An 18,516-nucleotide genomic window follows, 5' to 3' on the forward strand; every position below is an offset into this window, starting at 1 on the left:
GCAGCACGGGTTCGAATCCCGTTGGGGGTCCCAAGCGGGATTTCGCCTCTCTCGAGGAGTTCCTTCTCGTCTCGCGGGTGGCCGGCCGCCAGCGGCGTTGATCCACGGCGCCCGTCAAGTCGTTGATCGAGTGAAGGACTTCACCGCCACCCGCAGGTCGGCGGTGCAACTGGCTGACGATCACCGCTGCGGGTGGATGACCGCCTTGACGGAGTCGGGCACGGTGCTGGCGAGCAGCAACGCGTCCTCGGTCTGCGCGAGCGGGAAGTGGTGGGTGATCAGCGGTTCCACGTCGACCCGGCCCGACGAGATCAGGGCGATCGCCAGTGGCCAGGTGTTCTGGTAGCGGTTGACCAGACTGATGGTGAGCTCGTTGACGTTGAGCTGCGACAGGGGCAGGGCGATGGCCTCCTCCTTCGACATCCCGATCATCGCCGCGCGCCCCGCCGGGCGGAGGCGACGCAGTCCGCGACCAAGGACGCCGGGCGCTCCCGAGCACTCGAGCAGCACGTCGAAGGCCTTCGACCCCGGCTCGTCGGAGTGCTCGGTCTCGAAACCCATGGAGCGGGCGAGGTCCAGCCGGAACGCGGACACGTCGGTCACCGTGACCGACAGGGCTCCGAAGGCCCGCGCAGCGGCGGCCGCCAGCAGCCCGACGGGACCGGCGCCGGTGACCAGCACCTCGTCGCCGGCCTCGAGACCGGCGCGCTTGCAGCCCCAGATGCCGACCGACAGCGGTTCAGCCAGGGCACCCTGCTCGAAGGTCATCGCGTCCGGCAGCCGGTGCAGGTTGCGGGCGTCGATCGCCATCTTCTCCATCAGCGCACCGTCGTAGGGCGGCGTGGCGAGGAAGACGAGGTCGGGGCAGAGGTGGTAGCGCCCGGCGAAGCACTGGGCGCAGTTCCGGCAGGGGGTGCCGGGCTCGATCGCGACCCGGTCGCCGACCTCGACGTTCGTGACGTCAGCGCCGACCTCGACGACCTGGCCGGCGACCTCGTGCCCCAGGACGATCGGCCCGTCGACGACGTAGTCGCCGATCCGCCCGACCTTGTAGTAGGCGGTGTCGGAGCCACAGACCCCGACTGCCTCGACCCGGACGACGGCCTGCTGGGGCAGCGGAACAGGGTCGGGGACCTCGCGGATCTCGATGCGGTGCAGCTCGGGCATGACGGCGGCGCGGTTGGACATGGTGGGCTCCTCTTCGAACCGGACGGGCCGGCGCACCGAGCAGCGCACCGGCCCGTCCTCGGGTGATGGGTGGTCAGGCGCGTCCGTGGCTGGCCCGGCTGCGCCGAGCCAGGGAGTCGATGCCGACCGCGACGGCCAGCACCACACCGGTGATCACGAAGCGGTAGGACGACTCGAGGTTCAGCAACGTCAGCCCGTTGGCGATCGCGGAGATGACCAGGGTGCCGAGCAACGCCGAGAACGCGCTGCCCCGGCCGCCGAACAAGCTGGTGCCGCCGATGACGGCCGCCGCGATCGCGTTCAGGTTGACGTCACCCGTGCCGCTGCTGAGGTTGGCCGAGGCGAGCCGCCCGGCCGAGAGCAGACCGCCGACGCTGGCCAGCAGCGCGGTGAGCACGAATGCCGACCAGTAGATGAACGACACGTTGATACCGGACCGACGGGCCGCCTCGCGGTTGCCTCCGACCGCCAGCAACGAGCGGCCCCACTTCGTCCGGGTGATCGCGTAGTTCGCGACGAGCACCAGGATCAGGAAGAAGACCAGCATCCAGCCCACACCACGTGCCCGGTTCAGATACCAGAACACGAACTCGAGTGCGATCAGCAGCAGCACCGCCCCGCCGACCACGACGCCGAGCGGCGGAGCGGACAGGTTGGCCCGCGTGCGGCGACGTCGCACGCCGAGCCGGGCCAGTAGGAAGCCGGCGGCGAACACCGCACCCAAGGCGTACGAGACCGGTGCCGGCAGGAATGCGAGCTGGGCGAACTGCACCAGGGCCGAGTCGAACGGCAGGTTGATCGAGCCCTGGTCGCCCAGGATGGCGAGCTGCAGACCGAGGAAGGCCAGCAGTCCCGAGAGGGAGGCGACGAAGCTCGGCATCCCGAACTTGGTCAGCAGGACCCCGTAGAGCAGCCCGATCGCGCAGGCCACCAGGCAGGCGACGAGCACCGCCAGCCCGAGGTTGAGGCCGTGCCGGACGAACAGCACGGCCGTGATGGCGGCGGAGAACCCGCTGACGGACCCCACCGAGAGGTCGATCTCACCGACCAGCAGCACGAACACGATGCCCAGGGCGATCACGCCGACCGCGGCCGAGTCCAGCGTCAGGTTCACGAGGTTGACGCTCGACAGGAACACCGGGTTCAGGATCTGGAAGATCACCGCGATGATCACCAGACCGATGACGACCGGGAGGAAGCCGAGGTCTCCGTCCCGGATGTTCCTCAAGGAAGAGCTGACGACGCCACGCGCCCCGCTGCTGTCGCTGAGTCGTTCGTCCGTGCGGTCGAGCGCCGTGTTGGTGCTCACTGGTCGTCCTCCGCTCCCGTGATGGCGCCGACGAGCCGCGCCGTGGTGACCGTGCGGGCGTCGAAGACGCCGTTGTTGCGGCCGAGACGCAGCACGACGACCCGGTCGGCGACCTTGCGGACGTCCTCCATGTTGTGGCTGATCACGACCACTCCGAGGCCGCGCTCGCTGACGCGGCGGATCATGCTGAGCACCTCGGCCGTCTGAGCGACACCGAGGGCTGCCGTGGGCTCGTCGAGCATGATGATCCGCGGGTCGCCGAGCAGCGACCGGGCGATCGCGACGGTCTGGCGCTGCCCGCCCGACAACGACGCGATCGGGATCCGGACGGTCGGGATCTTGGCCGAGAGCTGGCGCAGCAGCTCCCACGACCTCACCTCCATGGTGGTCTCGTCCAGGGCGAAGGGCGAGAGCTCGCGCCCCAGGAAGAGGTTGTCGACCACGCTGAGGTTCTCGCAGAGCGCGAGGTCCTGGAACACGGTGGCGATCCCGAGGTCGATGGCGGCCGAGGGGTCGGCCAGGTGCACCGGCTTGCCGTCGAAGAGGAAGGTGCCCGAGCTCGGCTGGTGCACGCCCGCCAGCACCTTCACCAGCGTCGACTTGCCCGCGCCGTTGTCTCCGACGAGCGCGACGACCTCTCCTGCGTCGACCTGCAGGTCGATGTCGGTCAGGGCCTGGACGGCGCCGAAGCTCTTGCTGATCCCCGACAGCGAGAGCAGGGGGTGCCCGGAGCCCGTCGGCGGTGGACCCGCGGTCGCGGGGGCTGCAGCGCTCACTGGATGCTCAGCTTCGCGCAGGCCGCGGCGTACTCGCTGGTGCACAGCTCGGATGCCGGGGTGATGCCCTTGTCGACGATCTCGCTCTTCAGGTTGTCCTGCGTGACGAGCGTCGGGGTGAACAGCTTGGTCGGCGACCCGAACACGTCGCCCGTGGTCTCCGGCGCCTTGCCGCTGAGCAGGTCGACCGCCGCCTGCGCAGCCGCACCGCCGACGATCTCGCTCGGCTTGCTGATGGTGTTGTACTGGTCGCCCGCGATGATCAGCTGCAGGCCGGCCACCGTCGCGTCGTTGCCCGACACGGGCGGGACGCTGCCCCCGGCGGACTTGAAGGCGGCGATCGTGCCGCCGCCCGTGCCGTCGTTCGCGGCGACGACGCCGGCGATCTTGTCCGCGCCGAAGCGGGAGATCTGGCCGGCCACCCACTTCTGGGCGTTCTCCGGCTTCCAGTCGATCGTGTCGTACTCGGCCAGCACCGAGACCCCGCTGCTGTCGACCGCTTCGTGCACGCCCTTCTTGATCAGGCCCGCGGCCGCGTCGGTCGGCGAGCCGTTCACCAGCAGCAGGCCACCCCCGCTGGGCACCGAGCCCTCCTTGACCTTCTTCACCAGCGAGTCGCCGATCGCCTTGCCGATGCCCTCGTTGTCGAAGGAGACGTAGAAGTCGACCTTCGCGTCGGGGATCGGGCGGTCGTACGCGATGACCTTGACGCCCTGCGACTGGGCGCTGTTCACCAGCGACACCGCCGCCGCGGAGTCGACCGGGTCGAGCACGATGACCTTCGCGCCCTGCGCGATGGCCGAGTTGAACTGCTGCTGCTGCTTGTCGACGCTGGAGTCGGCGTTGTTGTAGAGCGGCTTGCAGTCCGGGCAGAGCTCCTTGAGCTTGCTCTCGAAGCCCGGACGGTCGTGGAGCTCGTAGCGGGTGGAACCCGTGTCGGGCATGAGGAAGGCGACGGTCGAGCCTGCCGGCCCGCTCGCTCCCCCGCTGCTGCTGCCCTCGGGCGACGCGCTGGTCGTGCACCCGGTGAGGCTGAGGGCGGCCACTGCGCCCGCCAGCAGGGCTCCGGTCCACTTCTTCGACGGCATCGTCATGGAAAGTCCTCCAAGTCGGCGTTGACTGAGGAATGACTCGTGTCAAACCTCGACTGCGATGGAAAGTAGTGGGAGGCTTTGGCTCGTGTCAAGACCCCCGCCCGGCGGTGCGCGAGGACCTCGGCGAATCAGCCGGGCGGATGTCGCAGCGCGCGCGAACGTCTCGCACGGCACCGTCTCCCACGTCCTGAACCACCCCGAGCGGGTTCGTCCCGACACTCGTGCCCGGGTCGAGGCCGCGATCGCCGAGCTCGGCTTCGTCCGGGACGAGGCCGCCCGCCACCTGCGCGCCGGCTACTCGACGACGATCGGGCTGATGCTGCTCGACGCGTGGAACCCGAGCTTCACGGAGGTGGCGCGCGGCGTCGAGGAGCGCACCGCGCTCGGGCCCTGGACCGTGCTGATGTCCAACACCGCTCGCGACACCGACCGCGAGCAGCGCTACCTGCAGGAGTACGCCGCCCGGCGGGTCGCCGGCCTCATCGTCATCCCCAACGACCATGCCGACGGCCAGGCGATGCTCCCGACCAACGTCGGCGTCCCGATGGTGGTCGTGGACCGCGCGGACCAGGGCGGCGACACGATGTCGATCGCCGTCGACGACGTCCTCGGCGGCCGGCTCGTCGCCGAGCACCTCGCCGGCCTCGGGCACCGGCGCATCGCCTTCGTCGGCGACCCGGACTTCGCCCGTCCCGTGCGGTCGCGCTTCGAGGGCTTCGCCCAGGCCCTGCGCGAGCGGGGCGTCCTCGACCTGGAGGTGCTCCCGGCGCCCCTGACCATCGAGGGAGGCCTCGTGGTGGGGCGGCAGCTCGCGACCCGCAGCGCGGCCGAGCGCCCGACCGCCGTCGCGGCCGCCGTCGACCTGCTGGCCTTCGGCATCCTGCAGAGCCTGCTGGCCGCCGGGGTCCGCGTCCCCGACGAGATGTCACTGGCCGGCTACGACGACATCCCCTTCACCGCCCAGCTGTCGGTGCCGCTCACGTCCCTGGCCCGGCCGCACGCACAGATGGGGGTGGACGCCGCCGACCTGCTGCTGCGCGAGCTGGAGGGCGACCGACCCGAGGAGCGCCATCTGCTGCGCCGCCCCGAGCTCATGGTCAGGGCGTCCACCGGCCCGCCGCCGGACGCATCTGAACGCCCTCCACGAGGACCGACGCGCTGATCAGCCGAGCTGCGCCGCGACCACGGGGGTTGGCTCGTCCGCACAGATGAGGATCGCGGGCCGCTCCGGCTCTCCCGGGATGGAGCCCGAGTTCCGCGGGCGGGTGCCTGAGTCGACGAGTAGGCCGGTCATCGGGTCGATGACCCAGTAGCGGTCGCCGATCCGGCCGTCAGCGTCGAGGAAGTGCCAGGGGCCGCCGTGCTCGGCGTAGGAGAGGAAGAACCTCCCCGGCGCCAGCAGACCGCGGCTGCGCAGCACCACGTCCCAGCAGGGCTCCGCGTCCTGCAGGGGCAGGCCGCGCAGGATGTGGCCGACCAGGCCCACGTACCGGCTGCCCTCGAAGTCGAGCGCCTCGCGCCAGCCGGCGTCCTCGGCGAGGAAGAACGAGGCGTGCCCCTCCTCGGAGGGCGAGAGGCGCCATTGCCACAGGCTGCCCGCGCCGTACGCGACGCCGAGCAGCCCGCCGGCGCAGACGTTCGACCACGCCTCGTGGCCCTGCCACCAGCCCGTGGCCTTGTCGGGGCGACCGGACCTCTCGTACGTGGGCTCGCCGTTCATGATGGCCTTGACGGGCCGGTGCCCCCACATGGTCGCGAGCCGGTCGGGCGTGTGGTCCCCGTCGTGGCCGCTCTGGCACGACTGGAAGTCGAGCCACTGCGCGTCCTGGTGCGCGCGGTTGGTCGAGTGCGGCCGGTAGTGGAGCCCGACGGGGTGCTCGTACGCGTCCCAGGCCTCGATCTCGCGCCCGCCGGCCCCGATCGCCCGCTCCTCCCCTGTCCCGTCCGCACCGACGAGGAAGACCGTGGGCCGGGCGCCGTACCGCGCGACGAGGTAGCGGCAGAACCGCGCGTAGTCCTCCGCCCCGACGACGGGCCCTGCGGTGCGCAGGCCCTTCCAGCCGAAGCCCTGGAACACCGGGGCCAGCGCCGGCGTCAGGCCGTGGTCGACGAGGATCGCGCTGAGGCGGTCGAAGTACTGCCAGTAGTCGACGTCGATCTGCTCGAGGCGTCCCTGCGGCAGGTCCTCGAACGCGACGTCGAAGCCACCGTCCACACCCCGGCCCCGCGGTCCGCGCGCGTCCATGTCCGGCTGCACCGCCATGAGGAAGACGGTGGTGAAGTGCTTGGCCGCGCGGTCGGCCGCGTACGTCGTGACGTCCTCCACCGTCGCGCGAAAGGGCAGCGCCCAGGCCGTATCGACGACCATGAAGGCCGGCGTCCCGTCGGCGTGGACCATCCCGCGCGACCCGGACGGGATCGTGGCGAACCCGTGCCGCAACCCGGGGTGCGCGCTGCTCTCGACGGCCGGCGCGGCCTCGAGCTCGCCCTCGGACGGAACGAAGCGGTGGTCGGGCGAAGCCGCGTGCACGGCCCACCGCCAGGTCCCGGCACCTTCCGTGGACGCGAACCGCACCCGGTAGGTGATGCCGCCGTCCCAGAACACCGGCCGCCGGATCGTCCGCCCGCCCTCGTGGACGAGGTCGACCCAGGCCTCGACGTCGACGTACGGACGTGCGGTGCCGGTCGTCGGTCCGGGGCCGTCGAGGACGACCTCGACCTCCTGCCACTGCGGTGCGCGCATCGTCTCTCCTCGGGCTACGGCAGAGGGCGGCACGCGGTCAGCCCTTCTCGGCACCCGCGGTCAGCCCTCCGACGATCCAGCGCTGCAGGAGCGCGTACGCGATGAGGATCGGCACGACGGCGATGAGGATGCCGGCGGCCAGGCCCGTGTTGTTGTTGGAGAACTGGCCCTGAAAGCTCAGCAGGCCGACCGGGATGGTCTTGTTCGTGTCCGAGCTGAGGATGATCAGCGCGAACAGGAACTCGTTCCACGTGGCCACGGCGTCGAGGATCGCGACCGTGATCAACGCCGGCGCCGACAGCGGGATGACGATGGTGAAGAAGATCCGCCACTCCGACGCCCCGTCGATGCGCGCCGACTCGACGATCGAGTCGGGGATCTGGCGGAAGAACGACTGGAGGATCAGCACCTCGAGCGGGATGCCGAAGGCCAGGTACGGCCCGATCAGGCCGAGCACGTTGTCCGTCAGACCGGCGCTGCGCAGCATGATGAAGACCGGCACGATCGTGATGTAGATAGGGATCGTGAGCCCCAGAAAGACGGCGAACATGATCGTCCGCCGGAACCTGATCTTGAGCTTGGACAGCGCGAAGGCGAGCATCGCCGACAGCAGCACGCCGAGCGGCACCTTGACCACGAGCAGGAACGCGCTGTTGCGGTAGGTGTCGTCGAACTTGCCGATCGCCCAGGCGTCGCGGAAGTTCTGCCACGTCAGCTCCGAGGGCCACGACAGGGGACCGTTCGCGACGAAGTCGGAGAGCGGTCGCAGTCCCGTGGTCACGAGCAGCAGCAGCGGCGAGATCCAGAACAGCGCCACCACGGCGATGACGATCGTCAGCACGATCCCGCCGCGCGGCCGAGGCCCCCGCGCGAGCGGGTCCTGACCGGCAACGACGGCGTCGGGCAGGGCGGCCGCGGCCGCGAGCCCTGAGGCGCTCATGTGTGCTCCTTCGTCTGGGAGAGCACGTAGGGGATGCTCACCGCGACCGCGATGACCGTGATCACGACGGCGATGGCGGTGCCGTAGCCGGCTTGGTAGTACTGGAAGACGTTGGCGTACATCCACGTCCCCATCACCTGCGTGGCTGTGCCCGGACCGCCGTAGGTCATCGCGTAGATCATGTCGAAGACCTTGAACGAGTCGATCAGCGACAGCGCCAGCACGATGTAGTGCGCGGGCCGCAGGCTCGGCATCGTGATGTGCCAGAACTGCTGCGACTTGGTGGCCCCGTCGACGGTGGCCGCCTCGTACAGCTCGTCCGGGATCCCCTGCAGCGCCGCCAGGTAGAGCAGCATCGGGAAGCCGGTGCGCAGCCAGACCGCGGGGACCATGACCGCCCACAGCGCCGTCGAGTCCTGGCCGAGCCACGGCTGGGCGAGGTTGCCCAGGCCGACGGTGCGCAGGACCTCGTTGATCACGCCGGAGTCAGGGTTGTAGAGCCACCCCCAGATGGAGGCGATCGAGACCAGCGGCAGGACGCACGGCGTGTAGAAGAGCAGCCGCAGCGCCGTCTTGCCCCGCACCTTGCCGTTGAGCAGGGTGGCCAGGGCGAGGCCGATGATCACCGGGACGACGATCGTGACGACGGTCCAGATCAGGTTGTTCAGCAGCGCCTGCCGGACGACCGGGTCCTGCGTCATCTTCACGTAGTTGTCGACGCCGACGATGTCGTAGCCCGGGCTCAGCCCGTCCCAGTTCGTGAAGCTGAAGAACAGCGACGTCAGCGCCGGGTAGACGAGGAACGTCGCGTAGACGGCCAGGGCCGGGATGGCGAACAACCAGGGGGTGAGCCCCCCGTACCTCTTCTTCCGCGGCGCGCCGGCGGGTGCCGGCGCGCTGACGCGGACCGCGGTGGCGGTGGCCACGGATGCCTACTGCTTGGCCATGGCGGACACGACGGTCTGCATCTGCTTGGCCGCGTCGGCCGGCGACATCTTGCCCTGCAGCACGTCGCTCTGGACGGAGAAGTACTGGTCCGCCTGCTGCTTGGGGAAGGCCTGGTCCTGGATCGTGTAGAAGGGGCTCGTCTTGTTGATCTCGGTCCACTCGTACGACAGCGGCAGCTTGGTCTTGTCCGGCTCGGCCCCCGTCACGGTCGAGGAGGTGATCTGCAGCGTGGCCTGCAGGTCGGGCTTGAGCAGGTAGTCGAGCAGGGCGGCCGCCTTGTCCGGGTTGCCCGACCGCGCGCCGATCATGTAGCCCTCGACGAAGCCGGAGTGCCGCTCGGGCGTGTGACCGGTCGGCAGCTGGAACGTGCCGAAGTCGCTCGAGCTCTTCTTCGCCGACTGGATGGCCTGCGCCTCGGTCCAGGTGCCGGTCAGCGTGTAGGCGGCCTTGCCGGTGACGTAGTCGGGCTCGACGTCGCTCGGGTCCAGACCCAGGGCGCCATTCGGCAGCCACTTCTTGTCCTGCCACTTCTTGAAGTTCGTGAAGGCGGTGACCACCTCGGGGCGGTCCCACGACTCGGCGCCGGTGAGCAGCTTGTCGTGCAGGTCGGGCCCGGCCGAGACCTCGAGGAGGTACTCGAAGAGCCGCATGATGTCCCAGCCGTACTTGCCGCCGAGCGTGACCGGGGTGGTCCCGGAGGCGACGAGCTTGTCGTTCATCTCCTCGAGCTCGGCGTAGCTCTTGGGCGTGGAGGAGATGCCCGCCTTCTCCATGGCGGCCTTGGAGTACCAGGCCCCGATGGCGGCGACGACGATCGGGACGCCGGCCTTCGTGCCGTTGAACGTCATGCCCGCGATCGCGTTCGTGTTGATCTTGCTGTCCCAGCCGTACTGCTGGTAGTACGGCGCAAGGTCCATGGCCTGCTGCGCCTTGACGAACGGGGCGCCGATCTGGCCGCCCCAGATGCGCCAGACGTCAGGACCGGACCCGCCGAGCAGCTCGGCACGTAGCTTGTCCGGGTAGACCGCCGCGCCGGACCCGGGGAGGCTGTCGACCCGCGTCGTGGTGCCGTTCTGGGCGTCGAAGGCGGCCACCGCGGTCTTCAGGTTGCCGATCGTCGTGTCGTCCTCGTACGTGAACAGCCGCAGGTTGTTCGAGGTGGGGGTCTTGCCCGCGTTGCTGCCGCCGCTTGGGGCCGTAGCCCCGGTGCAGGCGGCGGTCCCCGCCGCGAGCGCAGCGGCCGACAGCCCGAGGAACCCTCGGCGTGTCCAGGATCCGGTCATCTCAAACTCCTTCGTCTGAAAGCTTCTGCGAGACGGCTGCGGCGGGTGCCGCCACGCCGGTGGTGCGGTGAGTCGGGCGGTCAGGCCTGCGTGCGACCGAAGCGGCACAGCTTGGCGAACATGTCCTCGAGCAGGTACCGCACGTCGACGGTGTCGAAGACGCGGACCGGGTGGCCCGACCCCGGCAGGTAGCCGCCCTGGCTGCCGAAGCGGGGGGCTGGCACGGTGCGCGAGACGCCGCCGCGGGGGTTGAGGATCACCGAGATCGCCGGGGAGTCGCCCAGCGAGCGGGACTCGATCGGCTCCGGGTGGTGGGCGTCGTTGAACTCGACGAGCTGCTCGATCAGGTAGTCGGCGAGCTTGCTGGTGCCCCCGATCCGCTCCTCCAGCTCGGCGTAGCCGACCGACACCATCGTGTAGACGGTGGCCGGGATCTGCCAGACCGTGATGCCCGAGCCGAAGACGACGTTCGCGGCCGCGATGTCGTTGCGGAGGTTGAACTCGATGCCGTCGTACGACCAGTCGACGTCGTGCCCCATGCCGCCGATCCAGACCACGACGACGTCGCGGTGCACGATCTCGGGGTCGGTGAGGATGGCGGTCGCCATGTCGGTCAGCGGCCCGAGGAACGCGACGAACAACGGGTCCTCGGCCGACGAGAGCCGGCTCTCCGCGACGATCAGGTCGGCGCCGGCGGACGGCGCGGGCGTCGACTCGTCGGCGATCCCCCGCTCGGCCCCGTTCGCGACGGTCACCGAGCCCTCGAGGCCCATCAGCTGCAGCAGCAGGTCGACCTCGGCGCGCGAGTCGAGCATCGAGGTGGCGCTGCGCTCGGTCCCGAAGTGGGCGGGCACGATCCCCCGAACGTCGAGGGTCGGGGACAGCAGGGCGTGGACGATCGCGTACTGGTCGTCGGCCTCGTTCTTGGCGTCGGTGTCGACGATCACCCGGCGGCGTTGCGGCATCTGCTGCCCTCTCATGCGGCGGTGCATGGTCCAGTCGGGCCGCCGCGGCGCGAGTCGATCGCGCTGTGGCAGCCGACAAGTTATCGATAACTTGTCTAGGTGACCGGTAACCTACCGCCGAGCCGTGAGAGCGTCAAGGCTTCTTCCGGAGCGAGCCGAGCGAGGAGCCGATGACCACCACGACCCCCGCCGGGCGCCCGAGCATGGCCGACGTGGCCCGCCTCGCCCAGGTCTCCACCCAGACCGTTTCGCGCTACTTCACCGGCGTCGGCTACGTCCGGGAGGAGACGCGCGAGCGCATCACCGCGGCCGTCGACGACCTCGGCTACCGGCGCAACCAGTCCGCGCGCCGCTTCCGGACCCAGCAGACGAACATGGTCGGCGTGCTCTCGATGGGCCCGATCAACTACGGCAGCGCCGAGATCCTGACCGGGCTCGGGATCGCCGCGCACGCGGTGGGCATGACCCTCACCATCAGTCAGATGGACGTCGACTGGCGCGACGACACCTGGGTCGACGAGGTGGTGCAGAGCCTGGAGCACCTGCTGTCGATCCCCGTGGACGGGGTCGTCGTGGTCACGCCGTACGCGGGCATCGAGGACGCGCTGCACGACCGGATGGGCGTCACGCCGATGGTCACGGTCTCGGACCGGCCGGGGTCGCCGGCCTCTGTGGCCAGCATCCACGCGCACGCGGCTGCGCGCACGGCGACCGACCACCTCCTCGGTCTCGGGCACACCCGGATCGTCCACGTGGCGGGCCCTCCGGGACGGATCGACGCCCACGAGCGGATCCGCGGGTACTCCGACGCCATGGCCGCCGCCGGCCTGGAGCCGACCGTGCTCGAGCTGGCGCACGACTGGTCGCCACAGGCCGGATTCGCCGCCGCCCGCGCGCTCGGGTCGCCCGGTGAGTTCACCGCGGCCTTCTGCGCGAACGACGAGATCGCCCTCGGGTTCATGAGCGGGATGGGCGTCCTCGGGTTCCAGGCCCCGCGCGACTTCTCGGTCGTCGGCCTGGACGACATGCCGGCGGCCGCGTACTTCACGCCCCCGCTGACCACGATCAGGCTCGACTTCCGCCGGCTCGGCGGCGAGGCGTTCCGGATGCTTCAGACCCAGCTGGTCACCGGAGAGCCGGGCGTCTACGACTCGGTCGAGCCCGAGCTGGTCGTGCGCGCGTCCACGGCCGCTCCCCCGTCCACCTGACCCACCGGCGGGCCGGGACCGGGGACGGCCGGAACCAGCGTTTTTTCCTGGTTCGGCAGCACCCCTCCCCTGCGCTATAGTTCTGCGGGCGCCCGGAAGGGCGTTCAGGGCCATGAGGCCCCGTAGCGCAGTTGGTTAGCGCGCCGCCCTGTCACGGCGGAGGTCGCGGGTTCGAGTCCCGTCGGGGTCGCGTAGAGGCGGCAGCAGACCCACCCGGTCTGGTGCCGCGGCGGGTCAGGCATCCGCCTGACCGAGGGCCAGGTAGCTCAGCTGGTAGCAGCGTTCGCCTGAAAAGTGAAAGGTCGCCGGTTCGAACCCGGCCCTGGCCACGTACAGTCGCGGTTCTCAACCGCTTCGGGAGGAACCGCACGCGTGACACTCGCGCCAGACGAAGACCGCGACGCCCTGGTGGCTGCGTTCCTCGACGGGGACGAGCCCGCGCTCGAGCAGGTCTACAAGCGCTACTCGGCCCTCGTCTACAGCGTCTGCCTGCGCTCGCTCGGTGAGGTCACCGAGGCCGAGGACGTCACGCAGAAGGTGTTCCTCGCCGCCTGGGACAAGCGCCACAACTACAAGCCGGAGCGCGCGAGCCTCTCCGCCTGGTTGATGGGCATCACCCGCAACAAGATCGTCGACGCCCACCAGGGCCGCGCCCGCCAGCGCAGGATCACCGACCAGGTGGCGTCCAACTACGACACTCCCCGCGAACCACTCGACGTGGCGGAGCGGTTGATCGTCGCCGACGAGATCGCCCGCCTCGACGAGATGCCGCAGAAGGTTCTCCGCCTCGCCTTCTACGAGGACCTGACCCACATGCAGATCGCCGAGCGGCTCCAGCTCCCGCCCGGCACCGTCAAGAGCCACATCCGCCGCAGCCTGATCAAGATCCGCCGGAGACTGGAGGAGTCCTACGATGGCTCATCCGACTCCTGACTCGCTGGCGCTCATCGCGCTCGGCGAGGACGTGGAGTCGGACACCCTCCGGCACGTCGGCGAGTGCCGCGCCTGCTTCGCCGAGATCGAGGCGCTGCAGCAGGTCGTGGCCGTCGGCCGCTCGCTCGGCCCCGAGGACCGCCTGACCGCACCGGACCAGCGCGTCTGGTCCCAGGTCGTCGAGCACCTCCACGAGGGACGGACGACGACGCACACGGCGGTCGGCCTCCTCGAGCCCCCGTCCTCCGCGCCCGCCCCGCAGGCTCCGGTCGCGGTGATCTCGGGTTCCACCGACGAGCTCGCCGGCCGTCGACGCCCGGTCCGCCGGCGCCGTGCCACGCTCGCGGTGGCCGCCGTCACCGCCCTCGTCGTCGGCGTCACCGGGGGCTATTTCCTGAAGGGCCTGGTCGAGCCGGCCGTCGAGGTCAGCGCCCGGACCCAGCTCAACGCGCTCCCCCGGTGGTCGGGGGCCAACGGCACCGCGGCGATCGAGGACAGCGGCGACGGCGAGCGCACCCTGGTGGTCAACATGGACCTCCCGCCGAGCATGCGGGTCGACGGCACGCTCGAGGTCTGGTTGAGCGACACCCGGGCCCAGGACATGGTCGCGATGGGCACGATGACGAGCTCGACCACCGTGCGCTTCCCCGTCCCGGCCTCCATGGACCTTGCGACGCACCCGATCGTGGACGTCTCGCTGGAACCGGCAGGTGACAGCGACCCGGCCCACTCCGACGTCTCGGTCGTCCGCGGCCGCCTGAACGTCTGACCGGTCTGCCGGGCCAGGAGCCCGAGCCGTACGTCAAGCACGGCTCGGTCAGCACGCCGCCCGACTTCTTCGCCGTCGAGGCGGCCAGTCTGCGCTGGCTCGCCGACGCACCCGACGGTGCCGCCGTCGTGGGCGTGCAGTCTGTCGAGCCGAAGCGGATCGTCCTCGACCACCTCGACCTCGCCCGTCCGACCCCGGAGGCCGCCGAGGCCTTCGGGCGGGCCCTGGCCCGGACGCACGCGGCCGGCGCACCGGCGTTCGGCGCACCGCCGGCCGGCTGGGAGGGTGACGGCTTCATCGGGCGGCAGCGCATGTCGATGCGGCCCACCCCGCACTGGGGAACGTTCTACGCCGAGCAGCGCGTGCTCCCGTACGCCCGGGAGGCGCACGCGGTCGACCACCTGTCCGCGGCCGCCCTGGCCGCCGTCGAGCGCGTGGCAAGCCGACTGCGGGCGGGGGACTTCGACGACGACCGGCCGCCCGCGCGGATCCACGGCGACCTCTGGTCGGGCAACGTGATCTTCACCCCGAACGGCGTCGTCATGATCGACCCCGCCGCGCACGGCGGGCACGGCCTGACCGACCTCGCGATGCTGCACCTCTTCGGCGTCCCCGGCCTCGACCGGATCGACGCGGCGTACGCGGAAGTGGCGGGCCTCGACCCGGGTTGGCGCGACCTGATCGGGCTCCACCAGCTGCACCCGCTCCTCGTGCACGCGGTGAGCCACGGCCCCGCGTACGGGTCCGAGGCGGCGTCGGTCGCCTTCCGCTACCGCTGAGGCGGCGTCGGCCTCGCCGCTCCGGGTAAGAAGGGTCTGGTGCCGCACGACCGAGCGGCGCCAGAACCTGGAGACGCTCGATGAGCCTGATCAACCCCGTCACGCAGTACCCGTCCGACCCGAAGAAGCAGAAGCAGCCGGCTCCCGGCCTCGCCGAGGACCTCGCTCCCGCCGCCGACCACGGCGAGGGCTCGTACGTCGGCAGCGCCAAGCTGGTCGGCCGTCGCGCGCTCGTGACCGGCGCGGACTCCGGCATCGGCCGCGCCGTCGCGATCGCCTTCGCGCGCGAGGGTGCCGACGTCGCCCTCAACTACCTCCCGGTCGAGCAGAGCGACGCCGACGACGTCGTCGCCGCGGTGAGCGAGAGCGGTCGCAAGATCGTCCAGCTCCCCGCCGACCTGACCGACGAGGCGACGGCCCGCAAGGTCGTCACCGACGCCGTCGAGCAGCTCGGCGGACTGGATCTCCTCGTCCTCGTGGCCGGCAAGCAGCAGGCCGTCGAGGACCTGGCCGACATCACGTCGGAGCAGTTCGACCAGACCTACAAGACGAACGTCTACGCGATGTTCTGGATGATCCAGGAGGCGCTGCCGCACCTGCCGGCCGGCTCGGCCATCATCAACACCTCCTCGGTGCAGGCCTACAGCCCGAGCCCGCACCTGGTCGACTACGCGTCGACGAAGGGCGCGATCAACACGTTCAGCAAGGCGCTGGCGCAGCAGCTCGCGCCCAAGGGGATCCGCGTGAACGTCGTCGCGCCGGGCCCGGTGTGGACCCCGCTCCAGGTCACCGGCGGTCAGCCGACGGAGGCGCTCGACAGCTTCGGCGAGGACACCCCGCTGGGCCGGATGGGTCAGCCCGCCGAGATGGCGGCGGCGTACGTCTACCTCGCCTCGCCGGAGTCGAGCTACGTCGTCGGCGAGACGCTCAACCTCAACGGCGGCATGCCGACCCCGTAAGGGGTCAGCGCCACCAGACGGTGGTGTCCGGCGGGACGTCGCGTCCGGCGTCGGGGTCGCTGCTCAGCAGCACCTCGGCGTCGGGCGGGAGCCGGACGTCGGCGTCGCCGAGGTTGGCGGTGACGTGGACGGGGCTGCGGTCGAAGGTCAGGACGCGTTCCCCCGGCGCGGAGGTCCAGCGCAGGTCGCCGGCGCCGAGGCCGAGGTCACGGCGGAGCCGGAGCGCGGACGTCCAGAGCACGAGGGTCGAGGCCGGGTCGGCCTGCTGTCGGTCGCGGGCGAGGGCGGCGTACGCCTCGGGCTGCGGCAGCCACGGCTCCCCGCTGGAGAAGCCGAGGGCCGGCGCGTCCGCCTCCCAGGGCATCGGCACGCGGCACCCGTCCCGGCCGAGGTCCACACCCTGCGTCCGCGCGAAGGCCGGGTCCTGCCGGTCGGCGTCGGCGAGCATGGTGTGCTCCCCCAGCCCGAGCTCGTCGCCCTGGTAGACGTACGCCGACCCGGGCAGCGCAAGCATGAGCAGGGCGGCCGCCCGGGCCCGCCGCAGGCCGAGAGCGACGTCCGGCTGCACGGAACGCGGCCCCACCCGCCGGGGCGCCTCGCCGACCGGGTAGCCGAAGCGCGACGCGGCCCGCAGGGTGTCGTGGTTGCCGAGCACCCAGGTCGGGGCGGCGCCGACCCCGCCGTACGCGGCGATCGACTCGTCGACGACGGCCCGCAGGGCGGCCGGCTCCCAGTGCGTGACCAGGAACGGCCAGTTGAAGACCTGGTGCAGCTCGTCAGGCCGGACGTAGCGCACCGCGCGGTCGACCCCGACATTGACCTCCCCGCAGAGCATCCGCGGGCGGTCGGCGTACGTCTCGGCGAGGCTGCGCCAGTGGCGGTGGAGGTCGTGCACGCCCTCCTGGTCCCAGTACGGCGCCTGCTGCTTGGCGCCCGAGGCCAGCGGGGAGCCGGGGTACGACGGGAAGGTCGGGTCCTTGACCAGCCCGTGGCCGACGTCGATCCGGAAACCGTCGACGCCGCGGTCGAGCCAGAAGCGCAGGACGTCGTCGTAGTCGGCCCGAACTCGCTCCGAGGACCAGTTGAGGTCGGGCTGCGCAGAGTCGAAGAGGTGGAGGTACCACTGCCCGTCGGGCACCTGCGTCCACGCGGGCCCGCCGAAGACCGACTGCCAGTCCGTCGGCTCGTCGCGGAAGTGGTAGCGCTCGCGTTCCGGCGAGCCGGGACCGGCGGCGAGGGCCGCCTGGAACCAGGGGTGCGCCGACGAGGTGTGGTTGGGCACCAGGTCGACGATCACGCGGAGCCCGAGGGCGTGGGCGCGGGTCAGGAGGACGTCGACGTCGTCGAGGCTCCCGAGCAGGGGGTCCACGCCGCAGAGGTCGCTGATGTCGTAGCCGCCGTCGACCTGCGGCGACGGGTAGAACGGCGACAGCCAGACGGCGTCCACGCCCAGCGCCGCCAGCTCGTCCAGGTGGGCGGTGACCCCGGGCAGGTCTCCGAGCCCGTTGCCGTCGGTGTCGGCGAACGAGCGGGGGTAGACCTGGTAGACGACGGCCGTACGCCACCAGCCGCCGTCACCACCCGTGGTGACGGCGCTCCCCTGCGTGGTGGTCAGCGGCGGTCGACAGCACCCGCGCGAAGCTTCGGCGTCTCCATGACGTCACCCACGATGGTGTTGCTGCGACGCGGCAGGATGTAGCGCGACGTGAGGCTGAGCAGGGTCTGGAGCCGGTTGCGCCCGCCCAGGATGTAGACGATGTGCAGGCCGATCCAGCCGAGCCAGGCCACGACGCCCTTGAGCTTGAGCCCGAACGGGGTCTGCAGGACGGCGTCGCCGCGGCCGATCGTGGCCATGGTGCCCTTGTTGTGGTACTCGAACTTCTCCGTCGGCGCACCGCGGTGGAGCCGGGCGATCTGCTTGGCCGCGAACTTGCCGGTCTGGATCGCCGGCTGCGCGAGCTGCGGCAGCGGGGTGTCCACGGTCAGGCTGACGTCGCCGATCGCGAAGATGTTCTCCTCGCCCAGGACGCGCAGGTCGGAGTTGACCTCCACGCGGCCACCACGGCCGATCGGGATGCCCCACTCGCGCAGCGCCGGGTTGCCCGAGACGCCGGCCGCCCAGATGACCAGGTCGACGGGGACGGAGTCGCCGCCCTTGAAGTCGACCGAGTCGGCGTGGACCTCGGAGATCGCGGTGTTGAGCCGCACGTCGACGCCGCGCTTGACCAGCTCGGCCAAGGCGTACTTGCGCAGCGAGTCGTCGAAGGGCGCGAGCAGGTAGGGCGCCATCTCCACGAGGATCACGTGGACCTGCGCCGGGTTGAGCTCGGGGTAGGTGGAGGGCAGCGCCTCCTGCTTGAGCTCGGCCAGCTGCCCGGCCATCTCGACGCCGGTCGCGCCGCCGCCGGCCACCAGCACGGTGAAGCCACCGCTGTTGGGGTCGGACCGGCCCGCGATGATCTCCATGCTGCCGAAGATCGTGTCGCGCACCCGCAGGGCCTCGGCCCGCGTGTACATCGACATGGTGAACTCAGCCGCCCCGGGGATACCGAAGTGGTTGGTCGTGATGCCGGTCGCGAGGACCAGGTAGTCGTAGCTGATCTTGACGCCGTCGTCGCCACA

Annotated in this window: 17 protein-coding genes and 2 tRNA genes; 8 read left to right on the forward strand and 11 right to left on the reverse strand. The window is 70.8% G+C overall.

The window, feature by feature from the left end; all coding sequences use genetic code 11:
* Positions 1–180 precede the first annotated feature (180 nt).
* The 4 genes from FHX39_RS18910 to FHX39_RS18925 all read right to left on the reverse strand — a co-directional run bounded on the left by FHX39_RS18910 (position 181) and on the right by FHX39_RS18925 (position 4,367).
* Positions 181–1,188 (reverse strand): NAD(P)-dependent alcohol dehydrogenase, encoded by a 1,008-nt coding sequence (locus tag FHX39_RS18910; protein WP_183342125.1) that lies wholly within the window; start codon positions 1,186–1,188, stop codon positions 181–183.
* Positions 1,189–1,261: 73 nt separating this feature from the next.
* The gene (locus tag FHX39_RS18915) at positions 1,262–2,497 is read right to left on the reverse strand and encodes a sugar ABC transporter permease (RefSeq protein WP_183342127.1); all 1,236 of its coding nucleotides are present in this window, start codon (positions 2,495–2,497) and stop codon (positions 1,262–1,264) included.
* Complete coding sequence (locus FHX39_RS18920) at positions 2,494–3,273, reverse strand: ATP-binding cassette domain-containing protein (RefSeq protein WP_332836981.1); 780 nt, start codon at positions 3,271–3,273, stop codon at positions 2,494–2,496. The genes FHX39_RS18915 and FHX39_RS18920 overlap by 4 nt, the downstream gene beginning before the upstream one ends.
* On the reverse strand, positions 3,270–4,367 hold the full coding sequence (locus FHX39_RS18925) for an ABC transporter substrate-binding protein (RefSeq protein WP_232531530.1): 1,098 nt from the start codon (positions 4,365–4,367) through the stop codon (positions 3,270–3,272). The genes FHX39_RS18920 and FHX39_RS18925 overlap by 4 nt, the downstream gene beginning before the upstream one ends.
* An 85-nt stretch (positions 4,368–4,452) precedes the next feature.
* Here FHX39_RS18925 and FHX39_RS18930 point away from each other — a divergent pair, with 85 nt between their 5' ends.
* Positions 4,453–5,529 carry a LacI family DNA-binding transcriptional regulator gene (locus tag FHX39_RS18930; protein WP_183342131.1) on the forward strand — a complete coding sequence of 359 codons (1,077 nt, stop codon included), beginning with the start codon at positions 4,453–4,455 and terminating at the stop codon, positions 5,527–5,529.
* On the opposite strand, the gene FHX39_RS18935 is transcribed toward FHX39_RS18930, so the two are convergent.
* The 5 genes from FHX39_RS18935 to FHX39_RS18955 form a co-directional block, all read right to left on the reverse strand.
* A complete protein-coding gene (locus FHX39_RS18935; RefSeq protein ID WP_183342133.1) occupies positions 5,530–7,110 on the reverse strand; it encodes an apiosidase-like domain-containing protein in 1,581 nt (526 codons plus the stop codon).
* Between the two features lie 37 nt (positions 7,111–7,147).
* Positions 7,148–8,050 carry a carbohydrate ABC transporter permease gene (locus FHX39_RS18940; RefSeq protein WP_183342135.1) on the reverse strand — a complete coding sequence of 301 codons (903 nt, stop codon included), beginning with the start codon at positions 8,048–8,050 and terminating at the stop codon, positions 7,148–7,150.
* Positions 8,047–8,976 carry a carbohydrate ABC transporter permease gene (locus FHX39_RS18945; protein ID WP_183342137.1) on the reverse strand — a complete coding sequence of 310 codons (930 nt, stop codon included), beginning with the start codon at positions 8,974–8,976 and terminating at the stop codon, positions 8,047–8,049. Before FHX39_RS18945 ends, FHX39_RS18940 begins: the two co-directional genes overlap by 4 nt.
* Positions 8,977–8,982: 6 nt before the next feature.
* Positions 8,983–10,281 (reverse strand): ABC transporter substrate-binding protein, encoded by a 1,299-nt coding sequence (locus FHX39_RS18950; protein WP_183342147.1) that lies wholly within the window; start codon positions 10,279–10,281, stop codon positions 8,983–8,985.
* An 80-nt stretch (positions 10,282–10,361) separates the two neighbouring features.
* On the reverse strand, positions 10,362–11,246 hold the full coding sequence (locus FHX39_RS18955) for a nucleoside hydrolase (protein WP_232531534.1): 885 nt from the start codon (positions 11,244–11,246) through the stop codon (positions 10,362–10,364).
* Positions 11,247–11,416: 170 nt separating this feature from the next.
* Between FHX39_RS18955 and FHX39_RS18960 the strand changes: the two genes are divergently transcribed.
* From FHX39_RS18960 to FHX39_RS18990, 7 genes are all read left to right on the forward strand, one after another.
* Positions 11,417–12,454, forward strand: coding sequence for a LacI family DNA-binding transcriptional regulator (locus FHX39_RS18960; RefSeq protein ID WP_183342151.1), 1,038 nt, complete (start codon positions 11,417–11,419; stop codon positions 12,452–12,454).
* Positions 12,455–12,570: 116 nt separating this feature from the next.
* Positions 12,571–12,644, forward strand: a tRNA-Asp gene (locus tag FHX39_RS18965).
* Between the two features lie 65 nt (positions 12,645–12,709).
* Positions 12,710–12,783 (forward strand) — tRNA-Phe (locus FHX39_RS18970).
* 43 nt (positions 12,784–12,826) lie between these two features.
* Positions 12,827–13,387, forward strand: a complete 561-nt coding sequence (locus tag FHX39_RS18975; RefSeq protein WP_183342153.1) for an RNA polymerase sigma factor — start codon at positions 12,827–12,829, stop codon at positions 13,385–13,387.
* Positions 13,368–14,156, forward strand: coding sequence for an anti-sigma factor (locus tag FHX39_RS18980; RefSeq protein ID WP_183342155.1), 789 nt, complete (start codon positions 13,368–13,370; stop codon positions 14,154–14,156). Before FHX39_RS18975 ends, FHX39_RS18980 begins: the two co-directional genes overlap by 20 nt.
* A gap of 5 nt (positions 14,157–14,161) precedes the next feature.
* Positions 14,162–14,935 (forward strand): fructosamine kinase family protein, encoded by a 774-nt coding sequence (locus FHX39_RS18985; RefSeq protein ID WP_183342172.1) that lies wholly within the window; start codon positions 14,162–14,164, stop codon positions 14,933–14,935.
* Positions 14,936–15,015: 80 nt separating this feature from the next.
* Positions 15,016–15,894, forward strand: coding sequence for a glucose 1-dehydrogenase (locus FHX39_RS18990; protein WP_183342157.1), 879 nt, complete (start codon positions 15,016–15,018; stop codon positions 15,892–15,894).
* A gap of 4 nt (positions 15,895–15,898) precedes the next feature.
* Here FHX39_RS18990 and FHX39_RS18995 read toward each other — a convergent pair whose 3' ends face one another.
* The gene (locus FHX39_RS18995; protein ID WP_183342174.1) at positions 15,899–17,509 is read right to left on the reverse strand and encodes a glycoside hydrolase family 13 protein; all 1,611 of its coding nucleotides are present in this window, start codon (positions 17,507–17,509) and stop codon (positions 15,899–15,901) included.
* Positions 17,506–18,516, reverse strand: a 1,011-nt coding sequence (locus FHX39_RS19000; RefSeq protein ID WP_183342160.1) for an NAD(P)/FAD-dependent oxidoreductase, incomplete at its 5' end; no start/stop codon positions are given. The genes FHX39_RS18995 and FHX39_RS19000, both read right to left, overlap by 4 nt.

This window comes from Microlunatus antarcticus (assembly GCF_014193425.1).
Lineage (GTDB): Bacteria > Actinomycetota > Actinomycetes > Propionibacteriales > Propionibacteriaceae > Microlunatus > Microlunatus antarcticus.